20 protein-coding genes are annotated in these 20,519 nt (G+C 71.2%); 13 read left to right on the top strand and 7 right to left on the bottom strand.

From position 1 onward, the window contains the following. Position 1: 1 nt before the first annotated feature. The 3 genes from P2F65_RS04865 to P2F65_RS04855 all read right to left on the bottom strand — a co-directional run bounded on the left by P2F65_RS04865 (position 2) and on the right by P2F65_RS04855 (position 3,790). A complete protein-coding gene (locus tag P2F65_RS04865; RefSeq protein ID WP_275804704.1) occupies positions 2-988 on the bottom strand; it encodes an ABC transporter permease in 987 nt (328 codons plus the stop codon). 5 nt (positions 989-993) lie between these two features. Beyond that, on the bottom strand, positions 994-2,004 hold the full coding sequence (locus P2F65_RS04860) for an ABC transporter permease (protein ID WP_275804702.1): 1,011 nt from the start codon (positions 2,002-2,004) through the stop codon (positions 994-996). Positions 2,005-2,113: 109 nt separating this feature from the next. Continuing rightward, a complete protein-coding gene (locus tag P2F65_RS04855) occupies positions 2,114-3,790 on the bottom strand; it encodes an ABC transporter substrate-binding protein (RefSeq protein ID WP_275804700.1) in 1,677 nt (558 codons plus the stop codon). Between the two features lie 176 nt (positions 3,791-3,966). Between P2F65_RS04855 and P2F65_RS04850 the strand changes: the two genes are divergently transcribed. From P2F65_RS04850 to P2F65_RS04815, 8 genes are all read left to right on the top strand, one after another. Continuing rightward, positions 3,967-4,407 (top strand): NUDIX domain-containing protein, encoded by a 441-nt coding sequence (locus P2F65_RS04850; protein WP_275804698.1) that lies wholly within the window; start codon positions 3,967-3,969, stop codon positions 4,405-4,407. A 55-nt stretch (positions 4,408-4,462) separates the two neighbouring features. Next, positions 4,463-5,056 carry a hypothetical protein gene (locus P2F65_RS04845; RefSeq protein WP_275804697.1) on the top strand — a complete coding sequence of 198 codons (594 nt, stop codon included), beginning with the start codon at positions 4,463-4,465 and terminating at the stop codon, positions 5,054-5,056. Then, positions 5,053-5,373: a transcriptional regulator gene (locus P2F65_RS04840; RefSeq protein ID WP_275804695.1), complete on the top strand. Its 321-nt coding sequence runs from the start codon at positions 5,053-5,055 to the stop codon at positions 5,371-5,373. The genes P2F65_RS04845 and P2F65_RS04840 overlap by 4 nt, the downstream gene beginning before the upstream one ends. Positions 5,374-5,484: 111 nt before the next feature. Continuing rightward, on the top strand, positions 5,485-7,368 hold the full coding sequence (gene typA, locus P2F65_RS04835) for a translational GTPase TypA (protein ID WP_275804693.1): 1,884 nt from the start codon (positions 5,485-5,487) through the stop codon (positions 7,366-7,368). A gap of 3 nt (positions 7,369-7,371) precedes the next feature. After that, positions 7,372-9,096 carry an ABC transporter substrate-binding protein gene (locus P2F65_RS04830; RefSeq protein WP_275804691.1) on the top strand — a complete coding sequence of 575 codons (1,725 nt, stop codon included), beginning with the start codon at positions 7,372-7,374 and terminating at the stop codon, positions 9,094-9,096. Continuing rightward, positions 9,093-9,986, top strand: coding sequence for an N-acetyl-1-D-myo-inositol-2-amino-2-deoxy-alpha-D-glucopyranoside deacetylase (gene mshB / locus P2F65_RS04825; protein ID WP_275804689.1), 894 nt, complete (start codon positions 9,093-9,095; stop codon positions 9,984-9,986). Before P2F65_RS04830 ends, mshB begins: the two co-directional genes overlap by 4 nt. Continuing rightward, the gene (locus P2F65_RS04820; RefSeq protein WP_275804687.1) at positions 9,983-10,474 is read left to right on the top strand and encodes a flavin reductase family protein; all 492 of its coding nucleotides are present in this window, start codon (positions 9,983-9,985) and stop codon (positions 10,472-10,474) included. Before mshB ends, P2F65_RS04820 begins: the two co-directional genes overlap by 4 nt. Before the next feature lie 17 nt (positions 10,475-10,491). Then, positions 10,492-12,177, top strand: coding sequence for a VanW family protein (locus P2F65_RS04815; protein ID WP_275804685.1), 1,686 nt, complete (start codon positions 10,492-10,494; stop codon positions 12,175-12,177). A 16-nt stretch (positions 12,178-12,193) separates the two neighbouring features. Here the strand turns inward: P2F65_RS04815 and P2F65_RS04810 are convergent, their stop codons facing one another. Together P2F65_RS04810 and P2F65_RS04805 are read right to left on the bottom strand one after the other, a co-directional pair. Then, positions 12,194-12,607: a VOC family protein gene (locus P2F65_RS04810; protein ID WP_275804683.1), complete on the bottom strand. Its 414-nt coding sequence runs from the start codon at positions 12,605-12,607 to the stop codon at positions 12,194-12,196. Next, positions 12,604-13,683, bottom strand: coding sequence for a GNAT family N-acetyltransferase (locus tag P2F65_RS04805; RefSeq protein WP_275804681.1), 1,080 nt, complete (start codon positions 13,681-13,683; stop codon positions 12,604-12,606). The genes P2F65_RS04810 and P2F65_RS04805 overlap by 4 nt, the downstream gene beginning before the upstream one ends. 20 nt (positions 13,684-13,703) lie before the next feature. Between P2F65_RS04805 and fdxA the strand changes: the two genes are divergently transcribed. From fdxA to P2F65_RS04790, 3 genes are all read left to right on the top strand, one after another. Beyond that, positions 13,704-14,030, top strand: coding sequence for a ferredoxin (gene fdxA, locus P2F65_RS04800; RefSeq protein ID WP_275804680.1), 327 nt, complete (start codon positions 13,704-13,706; stop codon positions 14,028-14,030). A 3-nt stretch (positions 14,031-14,033) separates the two neighbouring features. Next, positions 14,034-15,167, top strand: a complete 1,134-nt coding sequence (gene dapC, locus P2F65_RS04795; RefSeq protein WP_275804678.1) for a succinyldiaminopimelate transaminase — start codon at positions 14,034-14,036, stop codon at positions 15,165-15,167. A gap of 113 nt (positions 15,168-15,280) precedes the next feature. Continuing rightward, entirely contained in the window at positions 15,281-16,576 is a 1,296-nt protein-coding gene (locus P2F65_RS04790) for a citrate synthase (RefSeq protein ID WP_275804676.1), read from the top strand. Between the two features lie 118 nt (positions 16,577-16,694). On the opposite strand, the gene P2F65_RS04785 is transcribed toward P2F65_RS04790, so the two are convergent. Together P2F65_RS04785 and dapD are read right to left on the bottom strand one after the other, a co-directional pair. Beyond that, a complete protein-coding gene (locus tag P2F65_RS04785) occupies positions 16,695-17,609 on the bottom strand; it encodes a hypothetical protein (protein ID WP_275804674.1) in 915 nt (304 codons plus the stop codon). After that, a complete protein-coding gene (dapD, locus tag P2F65_RS04780) occupies positions 17,596-18,528 on the bottom strand; it encodes a 2,3,4,5-tetrahydropyridine-2,6-dicarboxylate N-succinyltransferase (protein WP_275804673.1) in 933 nt (310 codons plus the stop codon). Before dapD ends, P2F65_RS04785 begins: the two co-directional genes overlap by 14 nt. Before the next feature lie 63 nt (positions 18,529-18,591). On the opposite strand from dapD, the gene dapE reads away from it, so the two are divergent. Both dapE and P2F65_RS04770 read left to right on the top strand, forming a co-directional pair. Further along, positions 18,592-19,680 carry a succinyl-diaminopimelate desuccinylase gene (dapE, locus tag P2F65_RS04775; RefSeq protein ID WP_275804671.1) on the top strand — a complete coding sequence of 363 codons (1,089 nt, stop codon included), beginning with the start codon at positions 18,592-18,594 and terminating at the stop codon, positions 19,678-19,680. Positions 19,681-19,689: 9 nt separating this feature from the next. Beyond that, entirely contained in the window at positions 19,690-20,478 is a 789-nt protein-coding gene (locus P2F65_RS04770) for a TIGR00730 family Rossman fold protein (RefSeq protein ID WP_275804669.1), read from the top strand. Positions 20,479-20,519: the final 41 nt, after the last annotated feature.

Genomic DNA, 20,519 nt, shown 5'->3' with positions numbered 1-20,519 from the left:
CTTACCTCCGGGTCTTCGGGTCGAGCGCCTCGCGCAGCGACTCGCCCATGAGCGTGAAGCCGAGGGCGACGATGATGATGCACGCGGCCGGGTAGAACGCCAGGTGCGGGTAGTCGCCGAGGAACTCCTGGGCCTGGCCGAGCATCTGGCCCCACTCCGGCCTGCGGTCGTCCGGGTTGCCGAGGCCGAGGAAGGACAGCGCCGCGGCGTCGATGATCGCGGTGGCCAGCACGATCGTGGCCTGCACGATCACCGGCGCCAGGGAGTTCGGGATGATGTGCCGGAACACGATCGCGGACTGCTTCACGCCCAGGGCCCTGGCCGCCAGCACGTGGTCGCTGTGGCGCACTGCCAGCATCGAGCCGCGCAGCAGGCGGGCGAAGATCGGGATCTGCACGATGGCGATGGCGATGATGACCGTCCACATGCTGGGGCGAGCTGCCACCGCGGCGATCGACATGGCCAGCAGCAGCGACGGGATGGAGAGCATCACGTCGACGACACGCATGACGAAGGAGTCGACCCAGCCGCCGAAGGCGCCCGCCAGGGTGCCGAGGAACAGGCCGCCGATCAGGCCCAGGACCGTCGACACGACGCCGACGACGAGGGTCTGCTGGGCGCCCACGATGAGGCGGGACAGCAGGTCGCGGCCACGGTTGTCGGCCCCGAGCGGGAAGCCGGGCTCCGGCCCCGGGATCGGGTTGGTCTGCTGGCGCACCTTGTCGAGCAGCAGGCCCTCGGTGGGGTCGTGCGGTGCGACCCAGGGGGCGACCAGCGCGAGGACCACGAAGGCCAGGGTGATGCCGGCTCCGACCAGGAACACCGGGTTGCGGCGCAGCCGGCGCCAGGCGCTCGCGATGAGGGAGACGCCGGGCGCCTCCTCGATCTCGCCCGCGCCGGTCACGGTGCCGCCGCCGGCGGTGGCGGCGAGGCTGTCGATCCGCTCCTTGCGCCGGTCGGCCTGGGTCTTGAGGGGGTTGCGGTTCATGGGGCTCACCTCGTGCGGACGCGCGGGTCGATGACGGCGTAGGCGACGTCGACGATCAGGTTGATCACCACGAAGGTGACGGCCGCCGCCAGGATGAGGATCTGGAGGACGGCGTAGTCGCGCAGCGTGAACGCGTTCGCGAGGGCGTCGCCGATGCCGCCCCACGAGAAGACCCGTTCGGTGAGCACGGCTCCGACCAGGAGGCCACCGGTCTGCAGGCCGATGGTCGTGATGACGGGCAGCAGCGCGTTGCGCAGGATGTGGCGGCCACGGATGGTGCTGTTGGCCAGGCCCTTGGACTCTGCGGTGCGCACGTAGTCCTCGTCCATCACCTCGAGCACCGAGGCGCGCGTGATGCGGAAGATCACCGCGAACGGGATGCTCGACAGGGCCAGCGCGGGCAGGATCAGGTGCTTGAACGAGTCCCAGGCCGCGTCCCACTCCCGGGTGAGCACGCCGTCGAGCACGAAGAACCCGGTGACCCGGGTCGCGTCGATGCCGGTGCTCTGGCGGCCCGACACGGGCAGCACGCCGAGCTCCTCGGCGAAGATGAACTTGAGGACGAACGCCAGGAAGAAGACCGGCACCGCGACCCCGACGAGCGACCCCACGATCGAGGTGTTGTCGAGGGCCGATCCGCGACGACGGGCAGCGACGTAGCCGAGCGGGATGCCCGCGGCGATCGCGATGACCATCGCGACGATGGCCAGCTCGATGGTGGCCGGCATGCGGGTCAGGAAGATGTCGAGGGCGTCACGGCCGGGCAGGACGCCCGTGGAGACGCCGAAGTCACCGCTCAGCACCCGCTGCACGAAGCGGCCGTACTGCACCCAGATGGGCTGGTCGAGCCCGAGCTCCTTGGTCAGCCGGGCCGTCGACTCCGGGGTCGCGCGGTCACCCAGCATGGCCGAGACCGTGCCCCCCGGCAGGGATCTCAGCCAGATGAACAGCAGCAGCGACAGGACGATGACCACCCCCACCATCTGGATCAGTCGCCGCACAATGAACCTCAGCACGCGGTGGTCTCCTCACTCCTTCGTGACGGTGGCCGCCCCAGCGTATGTGCTGGGACGGCCACCGGGCACTGCCTGGATGGTGCTTGCCGTCTAGAGAACGGCGGTCACCTTACTTGCCGACGGTCACGCCGGAGAACTCCTCCGCCGTCAGCGGCGACGGGACGACGCCCTCGACCTTCGGGCCGGTGACGAGCGCCGGCGGCGAGTGGCTGATCGCCAGACCCGGGAGGTACTCCTCCATGATCTGCTTGTTGACCTCTTCGTAGGCCTTGGTGCGCTCCGCCTCGTCGACGATGCCGTCGGCCTTGGCGAGGTCCTCGGACAGCTTCTTGCCGTAGTCGGTGACCTTGGTGTGGAAGTCGTTGACCGACAGGTTGCCGAAGAAGGTGCCGATGAAGTTGTCGGCCGAGTCGTAGTCGCCGGTCCAGCCGAGCAGCCAGGCGTCGAACTGACCGTTGTCGACACCGTCGAGGTAGCCGCCGTTCCACGGCTTGGTGACGACGTTGACCTTGATGCCGACCTTCTCGAGGTCCGTGCGCAGCGCGTCGTGGATCTTCTGCGGGTTCGGCATGTAGGGGCGCGAGACCTCGGACGGGTACGCGAAGGTCAGGCTCATGCCCGTGGCGCCGGCCTCGGCGAGCAGGCTCTTGGCCTTCTCGGGGTCGTAGGCGTAGGGCTGCAGGTCCTTGTTGTAGCCCTTGACCGCCTCAGGCATGAACTGGGTGGCCACCGTCGCGCCCTCGGGCAGCTGGGTCTTGACCAGCTGGTCCCGGTTGAGGGCGTGGTAGAGGGCCTGGCGGACCTTGATGTCCTTGAGCTTCGGGTTCTTCTCCGGGTTCAGGCCCATGTAGAGGATGTTGAACGCGGGACGCACCTCGACCTTGTTGCCGTCGGCCTCGAGACCCTTCCAGTCCACCGGGTTCGGCAGGTCGTAGGCGTCGATGCTGCCGGCCTTGAGCTCCTGGCGACGGGTGCTCTCGTCGGGGATGATCTTGAAGATGATCTTCGAGGTCTTGGCCTTCTCGCCCCAGTAGTCGTCGTTGCGCACGAGCGTGACCGTCTTGTTGGCCTCGTCGTACTTGTCGAGCTTGTAGGGGCCGGTGCCGACGGGGGCCTGCGAGTAGGCCGGGTAGGCGAAGCCCTCACCCTGGGTCTTGACGTCGTTGGCCTTGCCCGCCTCGAGCGCCTTCGGCGACTGCATGGAGAAGGAGTCCAGCGACAGCATGGTCGGGAACTTCGAGGTGGCGCGGGCGACCTTGAGCACGGCGGTCGACTCGTCCTTGGCCTCGCAGCCCTGGAACAGCGACTCGGCGGCCTTGTCCTTGAAGGCACCCATCGTGTAGCCCCAGTACTCGGCCGGGCCCGCCTGGGCGGCCGCGTTCTGGTCGAACATGCGCTCGAAGTTGTAGCAGACGGCCTCGGCGTTGAAGGGCTCGCCGTCGGTGAACTTCACACCCTTGCGCAGGGTGAAGGTCCAGGTCTTGCCGTCGTCGGAGGGCTCCCACTTCTCGGCGAGCTCGGGCTCGACCTCGGCGGTGCCGGCCTTGATGCCGACCAGCCCCTCCATCATCTGGCGGGTGATCCGGAAGGTCTCGCCGTCAGTGGCGTAGAAGGGGTCGAAGACCTCGGGAGCGCCGGCCGCACCGAAGGTGAAGGTGTCCTTGGTGTCACCGCCGCCCGCGGTGTTCTCGCCGCCGGATTCGCGCTCCGACTGGGCGCAGGCCGCCAGCGTCAGGGCCAGCGTCGTCGCCAAGACGACCGGAGTCGCCTTCCGCGTGTACTTCATCGAATACCTCGCTTGGTGTGCGAACTCCCGGGAGCCCGGTCGGGCGCCCAGGATGTGCGTTGTGAGTGGTGAGCCGCAGGTCGTGACAGCACGTCTTCTACGGTTGGTCGCTGACACTAGCGAGATATGCGGTGGGCACGGGGCCGTGCCGCAGATATTTACCGGAGTGAAACACGATGGGGCCAGGGGAGGGCGGCACGCGCCGCGAGGTCGTGGGGGCGGCCATCGTCGACGACCTGCGACGGCCGGGGCTGCTGCTCTCGGCTCGGCGCACCGAGCCCTCGGCCCTCGCCGGCGGCTGGGAGTTCCCCGGCGGCAAGGTCGACCCGGGTGAGGAGCACGCCGAGGCCCTGCGGCGCGAGCTGCGCGAGGAGCTCGGCGTCGAGGTCGAGCTCGGCGAGCTGCTCGAGGGCCCGCTCGAGCGCGGGGGCTGGCCGCTGGGCGACGACTTCGTCATCTGGGTGTGGTGGGCCGTGGTCGTCGACGGCGAGCCACAGCCCCTCGAGGACCACGACGTGCTCCGCTGGCTGGGCCGCGACAGCCTGTATGCCGTGCCCTGGCTCCCGGCGGACCTGCCCATCGTGCGTGCGGTCGAGGAGCGCCTCAGGCCCTCTTGACCGCAGACCACTCTGCGTTGCAGAGTTGGCTCCACATCGAGGAGAGCGGAGGCTCATGTCACTGGAGGAGATCGGCCTGCTGTCGGAGCAGGACCGCCTGCGCGCCCGGGCGCGCGGCGACCAGCACCTCTCGTCCGTGCCGCTGATCGGGCTGGCCGTGCTCGTCGCGGGCGGCGCGCCGCTCGCGGGCTCGAGGGGCAGCGGCGGGGTCGTCTACTGGCTGCTCGCCACGCCCACGCTCTTCCTGGCCCTGCGCTGGTGGCACCGCCGTGCGTCGCGCGCGACGGGGGTGGGTCGTCCCGAGCGGGGCTACGGCGTGGGTGCGGTAGTGGTGGCCGCCGCCCTCCTGCTCGTCTTCCCGCTGCTCTTCCTGGCGCCCGTGGCCGCCGCGAGTGCGGTCCTGCTCGGCCTGGGGCTGGCCCAGCGCAACCGCTACCTCGCCGGCTGGTCCCTTCTCCTCGGGGTGCTCGGGGCCCTGACCCAGCTCGGCTTCTTCGACAACCGGCTCTACGAGCTGAACCGGTGGCTGGGCGACTACCAGGCCCCCCGCGGGGGCTTCTTCGAGGGCGCACCGGTGCTCACCCACCTGGCGCTGGCCGCACTGGCGGCCGGCGCGGGCCTCGCGGCGCTCCGCCGGGAGCGAGGGTGAGCTCGCCGGAGCCCCATCCCACCTCAGGCCTCGACGACACCGTCCACCAGCGGGCCCGGCTCGGCATCCTCACGATCCTCGACGAGTCCGACCGGGCCGACTTCGCCTACCTGAAGAAGGTGCTGGGCCTGACCGACGGCAACCTGGGCCGGCACCTCGAGGTGCTGGGCAGCCAGGACCTCGTGGCCCTGGAGAAGGTGTTCGAGGGAAGACGGCCCCGCAGCTGGGTCAGCATCACCCCGGAGGGCCGTCGGGCCCTGGCGGCGGAGATCGCGGCACTGCGCGCCCTGGTGCGCCGCTTCGACGCGTTCCGGTGAGGCGCGGTGCCCCGCGGCCCGGTGCCACGGCATACCCGCCGGTGTGCCCGAGGTCACCGCCCGCACGGCGGTGGTTCGGAGCACGGGCAAATCCCTGAGAGAATGTCCGCCATGCCCATGAAGACCCGCGGTGACATCCGCAATGTCGCCATCGTTGCCCACGTCGACCACGGAAAGACCACGCTGGTCGACAAGATGCTCTGGGAGGCTGGCGCGTTCGGCGAGCACCAGCACGTCGACGAGCGCGCGATGGACAGCGGTGACCTCGAGCGGGAGAAGGGCATCACCATCCTCGCGAAGAACACCGCCATCCGGTATGCCGGAAAGGCGGCGGCGGACGCCGGCCTCACCGACGGCGTCACCATCAACATCATCGACACCCCCGGCCACGCCGACTTCGGTGGCGAGGTCGAGCGAGGCCTGTCCATGGTCGACGGTGTCGTGCTGCTCGTCGACGCCTCCGAGGGCCCGCTGCCGCAGACCCGCTTCGTGTTGCGCAAGGCGCTCGCGGCGAAGATGCCGGTCGTCCTGTGCATCAACAAGGTGGACCGGCCCGACTCGCGCATCCAGGAGGTCGTCGACGAGGTCTACGAGCTCTTCATGGACCTCGACGCCGACGAGAGCCAGATCGAGTTCCCGATCGTCTACGCCTCCGCCAAGGCCGGGCGCGCCTCGCTGAACCGCCCCGAGAACGGCGGCCTGCCGGACGCGGACGACCTCGAGGCGCTGTTCACCACGATCCTCCAGACCATCCCGGCCCCCACCTACGACGACGAGGCCCCCCTGCAGGCCCACGTCACCAACCTCGACGCCTCCAACTTCCTCGGGCGCCTGGCGCTGCTGCGGGTGCACAACGGCACGATCCGCAAGGGCCAGCAGGTCGCCTGGTGCAAGATCGACGGCTCCATCGAGCGGGTCAAGATCACCGAGCTGCTCATGACCGAGGCCCTCGAGCGCAAGCCCGCCGACGAGGCCGGCCCCGGCGACATCATCGCCATCGCGGGCATCGCCGACATCATGATCGGCGAGACCCTGGCCGACGCCGAGAACCCCGTCCCGCTGGCGGTCATCACCGTCGACGAGCCCGCCATCTCGATGACCATCGGCACCAACACCAGCCCCATGGTCGGCCGGGTGCGCGGAGCCAAGGTCACCGCCCGCATGGTCAAGGACCGCCTCGACAAGGAGCTCGTCGGCAACGTGTCGCTGCGGGTGCTGCCCACCGAGCGCCCCGACGCCTGGGAGGTCCAGGGCCGGGGCGAGCTCGCGCTGGCCATCCTCGTGGAGCAGATGCGCCGCGAGGGCTACGAGCTGACCGTCGGCAAGCCCCAGGTGGTCACACGCGAGGTCGACGGCAAGCTGCACGAGCCCGTCGAGCGGCTCACCATCGACACCCCCGAGGAGTTCCTCGGGGCGATCACCCAGATCCTCGCCGCCCGCAAGGGCCGCATGGAGCAGATGACCAACCACGGCACGGGCTGGATCCGCATGGAGTTCCTCGTCCCGTCGCGCGGGCTCATCGGCTTCCGCACCGAGTTCCTCACCGAGACCCGCGGCACGGGCATCGCCCACCACGTGTTCGAGGACTACGAGCCCTGGTTCGGCACCATCACGACCCGCACGAGCGGCTCGCTCGTCGCCGACCGCACCGGCGCCGTGACCGCCTACGCGATGGTGAACCTCCAGGAGCGCGGCACGCTGTTCGTCGAGCCGGGCACCGAGGTCTACGAGGGCATGATCGTCGGCGAGAACAGCCGCGCCGACGACATGGACGTCAACATCACCAAGGAGAAGAAGCTCACCAACGTGCGCGCCTCCTCGGCCGACAACTTCGAGAAGATCGTGCCCGCCCGCAAGCTCAGCCTCGAGCAGTCGCTGGAGTTCTGCCGCGAGGACGAGTGCGTCGAGGTCACCCCCGAGGCCGTGCGCATCCGCAAGGTCGAGCTGGACCAGACGGTGCGAGCCCGGACGGCGGCGCGGGCCCGCAACCGGTAGGGCATGCGCTCCACGCGACGACTGCTCGGCGCCGTCGGGGCCCTGGTGGCCCCGGCGCTCGCTGCGGGCTGCTCGGCGGTCTCCTTCGACCAGGCCGGCGGCACCGACGAGGGGACCCTCACCGCGGTCTCGCTCGGCCCGGCCGCGACCTGGGACCCGCAGCGGATGACCTCGCAGAAGGACATGGCCTTCGCGGGGCGGGTCTTCATGCGCACGCTCACGGCCTTCCCGGCGGGTGCCGACGCCGCTGAGCAGAGTCGCCTCGTGGGCGACCTGGCCACGGACACCGGCCGGCCGAGCAAGGACCTGCGGACCTGGTCGTTCACGCTGCGCGACGGCGTTTCCTGGCAGGACGGCTCGCCGGTCACCTGCGAGGACGTGCGCTACGGCGTGGCCCGCTCGTTCGCCGAGCCCATCGCCACCGAGGGCCTGAACTACCCGCTGGCCGCGCTCGACCTGCCGAAGAAGGCCGACGGCAGCGCGACCTACCGCGGGCCATGGAGCGGCGCGGGCGGCTCTGGTGCCAGGGCCTTCGACAAGGCGGTGTCCTGCAAGGGCCGCACCATCACGTTCCGGCTCACGGAGCCGCGCGCCGACTTCAGCCAGATGGTCTCGCTGGCGCCCTTCGCCCCCTACAAGAAGAGCGCCGACAAGAGGGAGGCGTCCAAGCACGCCGTGTTCTCCAACGGGCCCTACCTGCTCAAGGGCGGCTGGGACGAGGGCACGGGCGGCACCTTCGAGCGCAACCCCCACTGGCAGCAGGCCTCCGACCCGGTGCGCCGACCGACCGCCGCGCTGATCCGCTACCAGGAGGGGGTGGAGGCGCAGACCGCGACCCAGCACATCATGGCCGACGACGACGAGAACCGGCGCGCCGTCGCGCTCGACTCGGCCCCACCGGCCATGCAGCACAGCATCACGAGCAGTGACCGCCTGCGAAGCCGGTCGGTGAACCCCCGTCTCGCCCTGGTCGACTACCTGGCCGTCAACGTGGCGCGCGGCCCGCTCACCAAGGCCGAGGCCCGCCAGGCGCTGGCGGTGGCCACCAACCGCGAGGGCTACGTCACCGCCCTGGGTGGCCCCACCGCGGCGACGCCGGCGTACTCGGTCGTGGGGGGCGCGGTGCCGGAGCACCCCGGCAGCGACCTGCTCGAGGCGGGGCCACGGGGCAACACGGCGGTGGCCCGCGCGCTGCTGCGGGACAGCGGCCTGACGCTGCCCGTGCGGCTGCGGGTCGCCTACCGGTCGACCCCGACCGCCGACAAGGCGATGGCAGCGCTGGAGAACGGCTGGGAGGCCGCGGGCTTCGACATCGCGCTCCAGCCGGTCGAGAAGGACTACTTCGCGGCCGTCTCGTCGCCGGGACGCACCCGGGAGAGCGAGGTCATCTGGGCCAACTGGGCGGCCGACTGGCCGTCGGCCTCGACCGTCCTCCCCCCGCTCTTCGACAGCAGGATCAACCTCTCGGCCGCAGGCTCCGGGCGCGACTACGGCCGCTTCTCCGACGACAAGGCCAACGCGCGGATGACCGAGATCCAGGGCGTCCGCGACCGCACGCGGCGCGAGCAGGCCTGGGCGGAGCTCGACTCCAGCCTCGTCCGCGCCGGCGTCTACGTCCCCCTGGTGCAGCACCGGGCCCTGTTCACCGCGGGTTCCGAGGTGACGGGCCTGGCCGCCAACGAGGCGCTCGGCGGCTGGGTCGACCTCGCGCGGGTGGGTGTGCGGTGAGCAACGGACGTGAGGTGCTGCTCTTCGTCCACGCCCACCCCGACGACGAGAGCCTCGCCACGGGAGTGGCGCTCGCGCACCACGCCCGGCAGGGCCACGAGGTGCACGTGCTCACCTGCACGCTGGGGGAGGAGGGCGAGGTCATCCCCGCCGACCTGGCCCACCTGGCGTCCGACCGCGACGACGTCCTCGGACCGTGGCGCCGTGAGGAGCTGCGCAGGGCCATGGCGACGCTGGGGGTGCACCACCGCGTGCTCGGGGAGGACCCCGGGCGAGGGGTCCTCTCCCGCTGGCGCGACTCCGGCATGGCCGGCTCCCCGACGGCCGCCAACCCGGCGGCGTTCGTGAACGCCGACCCCGCCGAGGCGGCAGCCCTCGTCGCCGCCGTGGTCGCGGAGGTCCGGCCCTCGGTCGTTGTGACCTACGACGCGCACGGCGGCTACGGCCACCCCGACCACATCCAGGCCCACCGGGTCACCTGCGCCGCCGTCGCAGGCCTCCCCGAGCGCGAGCGCCCTGCCCTGTATGCCGTGGTGACGCCGCGGTCGTGGGCTCTGGAGGACCGCGCCTGGCTGGAGGAGCACGTGCCCGCCGGCTCCGGCTGGCGCGTCCCGGGCCCGGGTGACCCGTTCCCGCCCTCCGTGCTCGACGATGGAGCCGTGACCCACGAGATCGTCGACCTCTCGGTGCTGCCCCTGCAGACCGCGGCCCTGCGCGAGCACCGCACGCAGGTCAGCGTGGGCGAGGGCTGCTTCGCCCTGTCCAACGACGTCGCCGCCCGCCTCCCCGGCCGCGAGGGGTTCGCCCTGCTCGACCCGTCGACCGGGGGCCTGGTGCCCGCCGCCGACGGCGTGCGCAGGACCTCGCTGCTTCCCGGTGAGGGCGCATGAGGGAGGAGCCCACCCAGGACCGCTTCCGCCTGGCCATGGGCCGCTTCGCCACCGGTGTCAGCATCCTCACCACCGTGTCGGGTGGCCACGACCACGCGATGACCGCCAACGCCATCGCCTCGGTGTCCATGGAGCCGATGCTCGTCCTCGCCTGCATCGAGGTCGACGCCCGCTTCCACGACGCGGTCAAGGACGCGGGCACCTGGGGGGTCAGCGTGCTGGCTGCCGACCAGAGGCGCACCGCGGACTGGCTCGCCACCCAGGGCCGCCCCCTGCACGGCCAGCTCGACCGCGTGCCGCACCACCGCGGCACCACGGGGGTCGCACTGCTCGACGGGGCCTTGGCAACGATTGAGTGTCAGACCACCGACATCCACCCCGCCGGCGACCACAGCATCGTGGTGGGCGAAGTAGTGTCGCTGGGAGTTGCCGAGCACCCCGGGGCGGCACTGATGTACTACCGCAGCCGGTACGGGTCCCTGGCGTGAGAGAAGAGAGTGTCCTAGTGCGACGTGGTGAACGGGGCGGGGCCGCCCTGCGCCTGGCCATTGCCCTGGCCGTCCTCGCGGCCGGGTACATCGGCCTGGCCGCCTTCCTGGGGCGGCACGTCCCCGCCAACGCCTCCGTGGCCGGCATCCCGATCGGCGGGAAGTCGCCCGCCGACGCGGAGGCGACCCTCAAGCGGCAGCTGGCCTCGCAGGCGTCCGCGCCCGTCCGGCTCGAGGCCGCGGGCAAGACCATCGACATCGACCCCTCCGCCGCCGGCCTGTCGCTCGACCTCGAGGAGACGCTGCAGGGGTTGAGCGGCTTCTCCCTCAAGCCCGGCGACATCTGGAACAAGCTCAACGGTGGCGAGGACCAGCCCCTGAGGACCGATGTCGACCGCGACCGCCTGCGCGCCGTGCTCACGGAGACGGCCAAGGGGGTCGACAAGGGGGCCCAGGAGGGATCCATCACCTTCCCCGGCGGACAGGTCAAGGTCGTCGCACCCGTGTCAGGGGTGTCCCTGCAGGTCGAGGAGACCGGCGACGCCATCGCCGAGGCCTGGCCCACGACCAAGCCCGTCAAGGGGGTCGTCAACACCGTCGTGCCAAAGGTCTCCGCGGAGGAGATCCAGCGGGCCCGCACCGAGTTCGCGTCCAAGGCCATGTCCGCGCCCCTGCGCGTGGCGGTGGGCCGGACCGCGCTCGTCCTGCGGCAGGCCGAGTTCGCACCGGCCATCACCCTGAAGGCCGACGGCGACGGTCGTCTCGCGCCGGCCTACGACAGCAAGAAGCTGCTCGCCGCCGTGCGGGCGGCAGCCGCGGAGAAGGGGCTGGAGCCCAAGGCGCAGGACGCCACCTTCCGGTTGCAGGGCGGCAAGGCGGTGCTCGTGCCGGCGGTGACCGGGCTGCAGATCGACGAGAAGTCGCTGGTCGACGCCTTCGGCCCGGCGCTCACCTCGAGCAGCCGCACCCTGAACGTCAAGACCACTGTCGTCCAGCCGGAGCTGACGACGGAGGAGGCCCGGAAGATCGCGCCGAAGCAGGTCATCTCGACCTTCACGACGTACTTCCCGAACAACCCGCCGCGCACCGAGAACATCATGATCGCGGCGCGCACCCTCAACGGGGCCTTCGTGCCCCCGGGCAAGTCGTTCAGCCTCAACGAGCGTCTGGGCCAGCGCACCGGTGCCAAGGGCTACAACCCGGCCCCGGTCATCATCAACGGCCGGCTCACCAAGGACTACGGCGGCGGCATCTCCCAGCTGTCGACGACGCTGTTCAACGCGATCTTCTTCTCCGGTGCCCGCATCGAGGAGCACCACCCGCACAGCTTCTACATCGCCCGCTACCCCGAGGGCCGCGAGGCGACCATCTCCTGGCCGGACGTCGACAACCGGTTCACCAACGACACCGCGGGCGGCATCCTCATCCAGGCCTACGTCTCCGGCAACAGCGTGACGGTGACCTTCTACGGCACCAAGACGTGGGACGTCCAGGCCACCAAGGGGCCGCGGCGCAACATCGTCAAGCCCAAGAAGATCGTCGACGACAAGCCCACCTGTGTGCCGCAGGAGCCGACCCCCGGCTTCGACGTCACGGTGACCCGGATCTTCAAGAAGGGCGGCGCAGAGGTGAAGCGCTCGTCCTTCAACACCCACTACATCCCCGAGGACGACGTCACCTGCACGCACCCGAAGGCGCAGTAGGCGACGGGCTGCGCGGTCACCGAACCAGGTGCGCGTAGGGGTCCGGTCGCTCGGACTCGCTCCTCAGCACGCAGAACTCGTTGCCCTCGGGGTCGGCCAGGGTTGCCCACCCGGTGCCGGGTCCGCGGTGGTCGCGCAGGTCGTGGACCATGGAGGCGCCCATGGCCAGCAGGCGGTCCACCTCCTCGTCCATGGTCCGGTCCGTCGGCCAGAGGTCGAAGTGGATCCGGTTCTTGACCGCCTTGCCCTCCGGCACCTCGATGAAGAGCACGCGCTGCCGGCCGTCGGGGGAGAAGACCATGCACTCCTCGTGCCCTGGCTCGTTGGAGTCGAGGGGGTCCTCGGAGAAGCCGAGCACCTGTCCCCACCAGACGGACTGGGCGTGGGCGTCGCGGGAGTCGACGGTCGTGTGCGAGATGCGGGAGGTCATGCCGACACCCTGTCGGTGCCACGGGCGGAGCGCCACCGGGTTTGCGGTGCGGTGAGGTACGCGTATGACGAGTGGGTGTCGAAGCCCATCCGCCGGTAGAGCCTGGTCGCCGTGGCGTTGTCGTGCTCGACCTGAAGGTGGATCAGGTGGACACCCTCGCGGCGCACCTGCGCGGCGAGCTGGGCCGTGAGGTGCGCGGCCAGGCCGCGACCGCGGTATGCCGGGTCGGTCCAGACCGCCCCGAGCCCCGCCCACCCGTGCGCGATGCCCAGGCGCCCCAGGGCGATCGGTGTGGTGCCGGCGGCGTCCGGGGGCCGCAGCCCGAGCTGCTGGGACAGGCCTCCTCCGGGGGCGATGTGGCCGAACAGCTGGCGTGGGCTGCCCATGAGCACCTGCTCGGTCACGCCCGGCACCGTCGTCCTGGTCCGCTGGTAGGCCTTCAGCCAGGCGCCGGCGGGCTCGGGGTGGGTGAGGACCGCCGGCCCGCCGGGGTCGGCGGCCGCGACCGCGTCGGTGGTGGCCGTGAGGTTCAGCGTGAGGCTGCCGGCCGTGTAGCCGCGGCCCAGCAGCACCCGGCCGAGTGCGTCGCCGGCCGGGTCGAAGCCGTGCGGACCCGCGACGGCGAACTTCGCCGGGAGGCCTCGCGCGGCATACCAGCGCTCCACCTCGGCGACGGCGTCCTCGAGCGGCAGCCCCGGGTCGCCGAGGGGCACCACCGAGTTCCCGCGCTGCGTGAAGCCCGACGACGCTCGCAGCTGCCACTCCCCGAGCTGCTCCCGCTCCACGGCCCCCCAGGAGGGGACGGAGACGCGCTGCAGGTCCTCGATGCCGATGGCCCGGTGCGGGGCGCCGCGCCGGGTGGGTTTCGGGGGCAGCTCCTTGGCCGCGACCAGCCGGGCCCGCTCGACGACCACGACGCCACGCGAGGTCTCCACGGTGAGGGTGCGCTCGTCGCTGGCCGTCAGGGTGCCGACGGTGTCGGTGAGGGTGGCTCCGGTCGCGGCGTCGGCGGTCTCGAGCCGCCACCTGACGACGACACGGCCGCCGACGGGGAGTGCTGCGGCGAGGTCGGACACGGGTGCATAGTATGTGCGCTATGACCTACGTGATCGCCCAGCCTTGCGTCGACCTGAAGGACAAGGCGTGCATCGAGGAATGCCCCGTCGACTGCATCTACGAGGGCGAGCGGTCCCTGTACATCCACCCCGACGAGTGCGTCGACTGCGGCGCCTGTGAGCCGGTGTGCCCGGTCGAGGCGATCTACTACGAGGACGACGTCCCGGAGCAGTGGGCCGACTACTACAAGGCCAACGTCGAGTTCTTCGACGACCTCGGCAGCCCCGGCGGTGCCGCCAAGCTGGGTCTGATCAACAAGGACCACCCGATCATCTCCGCGCTGCCGCCGCAGGAGCACGACGAGTGACCTGTGCTGCTTCCTGACTTTCCCTGGGACTCGCTCGCTCCGTACACGGAGCGGGCGAGTGCCGTCTCCGCCGACCTGCCGGGCGGGGGCCTGGTCGACCTCTCGGTCGGCACGCCGGTCGACCCGACCCCCACCGTGGTGCAGGACGCGCTGCGGGCCGCCGCGGACGCGCCCGGCTACCCGCAGACGTGGGGCACGCCGGCGCTGCGCGAGGCCGTGGCGCGGTGGTTCGAGCGGCGCCGGGCCGTGCCGGGGCTCGACCCGGACGGCGTGCTGCCGACCATCGGCAGCAAGGAGCTCGTCGCGTGGCTGCCGAGCCTTCTCGGCCTGGGCGCGGGCGACGTCGTCGGCTTCCCGAGCGTCGCCTACCCCACCTACGACGTCGGCGCCCGGCTGGCAGGGGCAGTGCCCACCGTCGTCGACGGCTTGGCCGCGCTGGGGCCGCTCACGCCCTCGACCACGCCGAAGCTGTTGTGGCTCAACAGCCCTGGCAACCCCACCGGCAAGGTGCTCGGGGTCGAGCACCTCGCGAAGGTGGTCGCCTGGGCCCGCCGCCACGGCGTGGTCGTCGCCAGCGACGAGTGCTATGCCGAGCTCGACTGGCGGGAGCGGGACCCCTCGAGCGAGGAGCCCCCGACGACGCCGAGCATCCTCGACCCGCGGGTGACCGACGGCAGCCACGAAGGGCTGCTCGCCGTCTACTCGCTGAGCAAGCAGTCCAACCTCGCCGGCTACCGCGCGGCCTTCGTGGCCGGCGACCCCTCGCTCGTCGGGCGGCTGCTCGAGGTGCGCAAGCACGCGGGGATGATCATGCCGGCGCCGGTGCAGAGCGCCATGGCCGCGGCCCTCGACGACGACACCCACGTGGCCGAGCAGAAGGCGCGGTACGCCGCCCGGCGCGCCCGCCTCAAGCCTGCCGTCGAGGGCGCCGGCCTGCGCGTCGACGACTCCGAGGCGGGGCTCTACCTGTGGTGCACCAGGGGTGAGGACGCCTGGGCGACGGTCGGCTGGCTGGCCGACCGCGGCATCCTCGTGGCCCCGGGGACCTTCTACGGTGCCGCGGGTGGCCAGCACGTGCGAATCGCCTTGACTGCCAGCGACGAGCGGATCGAGGCGGCGGCGGAGCGCCTGGCCTGACGGGCGCGTCCGGACTGCCCGTTTTTTCGCCTCGGGAGCACCTGGGGTACCGTCGCTGTTGCGCTGGGCGCGCCAAGCCAGGGTGCCCGCATTCACACTTCGAGGATGGGTTGATGAGCAACGACGGATCCGGGGCCACGCTGAAGACCGGGGACAGCGAGCTGTCCCTCCCTCTGGTCAAGGCCACCGAGGGCAACCACGGATACGACGTCTCCAAGCTGCTGAAGGAGACCGGCAACGTCACCCTCGACATCGGGTTCGTCAACACCGCCTCGTGCACCAGCGCGATCACCTACATCGACGGTGACGAGGGCATCCTGCGCTACCGCGGGTACCCGATCGAGCAGCTGGCCGAGAAGTCCAGCTTCCTCGAGACCTCCTACCTGCTCATCTACGGCGAGCTCCCGAGCCCGCAGCAGCTGAGCGACTTCGACCAGCGCATCCGTCGCCACACGCTGCTGCACGAGGACCTCAAGGCGTTCTTCGGCGGCTTTCCCCGCGACGCCCACCCGATGCCGGTGCTGTCGTCCGCCGTCTCGGCGCTGTCGACCTTCTACCAGGACAGCCTCGACCCGTTCGACGAGGAGCAGGTCGAGATCTCGACGGTGCGGCTGATGGCCAAGCTGCCGACGATCGCGGCCTACGCCTACAAGAAGAGCGTCGGCCAGCCGTTCCTCTACCCGGACAACTCGCTGTCGCTGACCGAGAACTTCCTGCGCATGACGTTCGGCTTCCCCGCCGAGCCCTACGACCTCGACCCCGACATGGTCAAGGCGCTCGACCTGCTGCTCATCCTCCACGCCGACCACGAGCAGAACTGCTCGACCTCCACGGTGCGCCTCGTCGGCTCCTCGAACGCGAACCTCTTCGCCTCCATCTCGGCTGGCATCAACGCGCTCTTCGGCCCGCTGCACGGCGGCGCCAACCAGTCGGTGCTCGAGATGCTCGACGGCATCCAGAAGGCCGGCGGCGACGTCGACGCCTTCGTGAGCAAGGTGAAGAACAAGGAAGACGGCGTGAAGCTCATGGGCTTCGGCCACCGCGTCTACAAGAACTACGACCCGCGCGCGGCCATCGTGAAGGAGACCGCCCACAAGATCCTGAACAAGGACGGGGTCTCCGACCCGATGCTCGACATCGCCATGAAGCTCGAGCAGACCGCGCTCGAGGACGACTACTTCGTCGAGCGCAAGCTCTACCCGAACGTCGACTTCTACACGGGCCTGATCTACAAGTCGATGGGCTTCCCGACCCGGATGTTCACCGTGCTCTTCGCGCTCGGCCGCCTGCCCGGCTGGATCGCCCAGTGGCGCGAGATGATCCAGGACCCGCAGACGAAGATCGGCCGCCCCCGCCAGATCTACGTCGGCGCCACCGAGCGCGACTACGTCGCTCTCGACCAGCGCTGACGGCTCGGTCGCTCCAGGCCGAACACGAGGCCCGCACCGTGGGACACGGTGCGGGCCTCGTTCTGTCCTCCGCGCGCCCTTCGCGCGGGTCCTCGGAGTGGTGCCGGTCTGCTCGGGGTCAGGAGGCGGGGGGAGCCGCGAAGGTGATGGTCACCGTGCGGGCGGCGTCCGGACCGGAGACCTTCTCCCACGACCAGCCGTCCTCGTCACGGGTGCGGGTCCACTGGCGCTCGCCGACGCGCACGCGGGTGACGCCGTGGGCGCTGGCCTTGGCGACGGCCCACGACCCGACGTTCCACGCCTGCAGGTCCGAGCCCGCCCTGACGGTGATGGTGCGGCCCTGCGGCGTTCCCTGGACGCCGAGCTCGGTGCGCAGCGCGGCGGCCAGCCCCTCGGGGTCGCCGGCCTCGGCCGGGTCGAGGCGGCACCCGAGACCGGCGGGGGAGTGCCCGCTGAGGGCCGACGCGAGGATGCGGCCCTCCTGCTCGTGGTCGGCGTATGCCGCGGGGTAGGCGCTCTTCTGCACCTCCTGGGCGACCTTGGTGATCTCCATCTGCTCGTAGCCCTTGACCTTCTCCAGCGCGTCGTAGAAGGCGTTCGTGGAGTAGACGGGGTCGAGGATCTGCTGCTCGGTGCCCCAGCCCTGCGAGGGCCGCTGCTGGAAGAGGCCGAGCGAGTCGCGGTCGCCGTAGCGCAGGTTGCGCAGCTTCGACTCCTGGATGGCCGTCGCGATCGCGACGGTCGCCGCCCGCGGGGGCATGCCCCGCTTCACCGCCAGGGCGGTGAGGGTGGCGGCATACCCGGTCTGCGAGGGGTCGAAGTCCACGCTGTTGCCCATGGCGGTGGCCTGGCAGCGGGGGCCGCCGAGGTTGTGCAGGAAGCCCTGCACCCCCACGTAGCCGGCCACGACGAGCCCGAGGGCGAACAGGGCGAGCACCGCGCGGGTCAGGATGCGCCGGCCGCGCGAGCGGGGCTGCTCCTCGGAGAGGACCAGGCCGCCGCGCCTGGTGCCGCCTCGCCTAGTCGTTCGCATGCAGCGCGGAGTTCAGGACGATGCCGTGGCCGTCGCGGGCGCGGGCCTCGACGGTGCCGGTGACGGAGTTGCGCAGGAAGAGCAGGCTGTCCTGGCCGGAGAGCTCGAGGGCCTTGACGACCTGGCCGTCGGGCAGGGTCACCTTGGTCCCGGCGGTCAGGTAGAGCCCCGCCTCGACGACGCAGTCGTTGCCGAGCGCGATCCCCAGGCCCGACTCCGCGCCGAGCAGGCAGCGCTCGCCGATGCGCACCCGCTCGGTGCCGCCACCGGAGAGCGTCCCCATCGTAGAGGCGCCGCCGCCGATGTCGGAGCCGTCGCCGACGACCACGCCCTGGCTGATTCGCCCCTCGACCATGGACGTCCCGAGGGTGCCGGCGTTGAAGTTGACGAAGCCCTCGTGCATGACCGTGGTGCCCGGCGCCAGGTGCGCGCCGAGACGGACCCGGTCGGCGTCGCCGATGCGCACGCCGGCCGGCACGACGTAGTCGGTCATGCGCGGGAACTTGTCGACTCCGAACACCTGCACCGGACCGCGAGCGCGCATCCGGGCACGCGTCATCTCGAAGCCCTCGACGGCACAGGGGCCCTGGCTGGTCCAGACGACGTTGGCCAGCTTCCCGAACAGTTCGTCGAGGTTGACGGTGTTCGGCTCGACCAGGCAGTGGGACAGCAGGTGCAGGCGCAGGTAGGCGTCGGAGGCGTCGGCAGGGGCGGCGTCGAGGTCGATGACGGCCTGCACCAGCTCGCGGCGCACCCGGCGGACCTCGTCCTTGCCGACCAGCGCCTCGAGCTCCTCGGGGGCGGAGGCGTCCGCCGGCGCCTGGCCCAGCGCGGGCTCGGGGTACCAGGTGTCGAGGGTGACACCGTCGTCGGTGATGGTCGCGAGTCCGAATCCCCATGCGCTGCGCTCGTTGCTCATGCGGGACAGCGTAGGCGAGTCGGATGGGCGGACGGTGCACCGGCGCTGGCTAGGCTGGCGCCCATGAGCGCAGCGCCCGCCACCGTGCCCACCCTCGACCTCTCGGCCGACGTCACGACCCTGACGGCCGCCCTGTGCGACACCGAGTCGGTCAGCCACAACGAGGCGACCATCTGCGACGCGATCGAGGCGGCACTGGGCCCGCTGGCGCACCTCGAGGTCACCCGCATCGGCAACTCCGTGGTCGCCCGCACGTCACTCGGGCGTCCCCAGCGCGTCGTCCTCGCCGGACACATTGACACCGTGCCGCTGACCAAGGACCCGGTGAACCTGCCGACGCGACGGGAGGGCGACGACCTCGTGGGGCGCGGCACCGTCGACATGAAGGGCGGCGTGGCCGTCCAGCTCAAGGTCGCCGCCGAGGTGCGCGAGCCCGCGCACGACCTGACGTTCGTCTTCTACGAGGGCGAGGAGGTCGACAGCCAGTACAACGGCCTGCGGCTCATCCAGCAGTCCCGCCCCGACCTCCTCGAGGCCGACTTCGCCGTCCTGCTCGAGCCCACCGCGGTCCAGGTCGAGGGTGGCTGCAAGGGCACGCTGCGGGCGCTGGTCACCACCCGCGGCGTCGCCGCGCACTCGGCCCGTCCGTGGAAGGGGCGCAACGCGATCCACGACGCGGGGCAGATCATCGGCCGGCTCACGGCATACGAGCCCCGCAGGGTCACCGTCGACGGGCTGGAGTACCGCGAGGCCCTCAACGCCACCGGCATCAGCGGCGGCATCGCGGGCAACGTCATCCCCGACGAGTGCGTCGTGACGGTGAACTACCGCTACGCGCCCGACCTGTCCGAGGCCGAGGCAGCCGCCCACGTCCGGGAGCTCTTCGACGGCTTCGAGGTGGAGGTCGTCGACAACGCCGGAGGGGCCCGCCCGGGGCTCGACCTGCCTGCGGCGAAGGCGTTCGTCGAGGCGCTCGGGGTGCCGGTCCTGGCCAAGGAGGGCTGGACCGACGTGGCCCGCTTCGCCGCCCTCGGCATCCCCGCGGTCAACTTCGGCCCGGGCGACCCCAACCTCGCCCACCACGACGACGAGCGTTGCCCGGTGGCCCAGCTCGTGGCCGCCGAAGCCGCGCTGCTGCGCTGGCTGGCGTAGGTTGCCGGCATGACCGACACGGAGAGCGGACCGCAGGGCAGTTCGCACCGCGAGGAGTGGGAGTACCACACCGGCCCGGTGACGCTGCGCCGGTCGCGCCTGCCCGGCACGACGACCGACCAGCGGCTGCTCGACAACAAGGGCCGCGCCGACTGGGTCCACACCGACCCCTGGCGGGTCATGCGGATCCAGAGCGAGTTCGTCGAGGGCTTCGGCGCGCTCGCCGAGCTCGGGCCCGCGGTCAGCGTCTTCGGCTCGGCGCGCACCAAGGTCGACAGCCCGCACTACGCCCTCGGCCGCGAGGTCGGCCGAGCGCTCGCCAGGGCCGGGTATGCCGTGATCACCGGCGGCGGTCCCGGCGCCATGGAGGCGGCGAACCGGGGTGCCCTCGAGGCCGGGGGCGCCTCGGTGGGGCTGGGCATCGAGCTGCCGTTCGAGGCGGGCCTCAACCCGTATGTCGACCTCGGCGTGAACTTCCGCTACTTCTTCGCCCGCAAGACGATGTTCGTCAAGTACGCGCAGGGCTTCATCGTGCTGCCCGGCGGGTTCGGCACCCTCGACGAGCTGTTCGAGGCGCTGACCCTGGTGCAGACGCAGAAGGTGACCTCCTTCCCCCTCGTGCTGCTCGGCTCCGACTACTGGGGCGGCCTGCTCGACTGGCTGAAGGGGACGCTCGCCGACCACGGCATGATCAACGGCGAGGACCTCGGGCTGCTCCAGCTCACCGACGACGTCGACGAGGCCGTGCGCATCATCATCGAGTCCGACCCGAACGTGGCGCCGAAGCGCCCGGAGTGAGACCCGGCCCCAGCGGGGCCGGCCGCCCCCGGCGGGTGGAT

Source organism: Knoellia sp. p5-6-4 (assembly GCF_029222705.1).
In the GTDB taxonomy this organism is placed as follows: domain Bacteria; phylum Actinomycetota; class Actinomycetes; order Actinomycetales; family Dermatophilaceae; genus Pedococcus_A.
Note: the sequence above shows the minus strand (reverse complement) of the source record. Positions and strands in the feature narration are given on the sequence as shown.

Excerpts from the sequence above, each read along its gene's own strand:
- P2F65_RS04785 (WP_275804674.1), bottom strand. The coding sequence starts at position 17,609 with ATGCGAACGACTAGGCGAGGCGGCACCAGGCGCGGCGGCCTGGTCCTC.
- P2F65_RS04855 (WP_275804700.1), bottom strand. The coding sequence starts at position 3,790 with ATGAAGTACACGCGGAAGGCGACTCCGGTCGTCTTGGCGACGACGCTG.
- dapE (WP_275804671.1), top strand. The coding sequence starts at position 18,592 with ATGAGCGCAGCGCCCGCCACCGTGCCCACCCTCGACCTCTCGGCCGAC.
- P2F65_RS04850 (WP_275804698.1), top strand. The coding sequence starts at position 3,967 with ATGGGGCCAGGGGAGGGCGGCACGCGCCGCGAGGTCGTGGGGGCGGCC.
- P2F65_RS04845 (WP_275804697.1), top strand. The coding sequence starts at position 4,463 with ATGTCACTGGAGGAGATCGGCCTGCTGTCGGAGCAGGACCGCCTGCGC.
- P2F65_RS04820 (WP_275804687.1), top strand. The coding sequence starts at position 9,983 with ATGAGGGAGGAGCCCACCCAGGACCGCTTCCGCCTGGCCATGGGCCGC.
- P2F65_RS04810 (WP_275804683.1), bottom strand. The coding sequence starts at position 12,607 with ATGACCTCCCGCATCTCGCACACGACCGTCGACTCCCGCGACGCCCAC.
- P2F65_RS04770 (WP_275804669.1), top strand. The coding sequence starts at position 19,690 with ATGACCGACACGGAGAGCGGACCGCAGGGCAGTTCGCACCGCGAGGAG.
- fdxA (WP_275804680.1), top strand. The coding sequence starts at position 13,704 with ATGACCTACGTGATCGCCCAGCCTTGCGTCGACCTGAAGGACAAGGCG.
- P2F65_RS04865 (WP_275804704.1), bottom strand. The coding sequence starts at position 988 with ATGAACCGCAACCCCCTCAAGACCCAGGCCGACCGGCGCAAGGAGCGG.
- P2F65_RS04830 (WP_275804691.1), top strand. The coding sequence starts at position 7,372 with ATGCGCTCCACGCGACGACTGCTCGGCGCCGTCGGGGCCCTGGTGGCC.
- typA (WP_275804693.1), top strand. The coding sequence starts at position 5,485 with ATGCCCATGAAGACCCGCGGTGACATCCGCAATGTCGCCATCGTTGCC.
- dapD (WP_275804673.1), bottom strand. The coding sequence starts at position 18,528 with ATGAGCAACGAGCGCAGCGCATGGGGATTCGGACTCGCGACCATCACC.
- P2F65_RS04790 (WP_275804676.1), top strand. The coding sequence starts at position 15,281 with ATGAGCAACGACGGATCCGGGGCCACGCTGAAGACCGGGGACAGCGAG.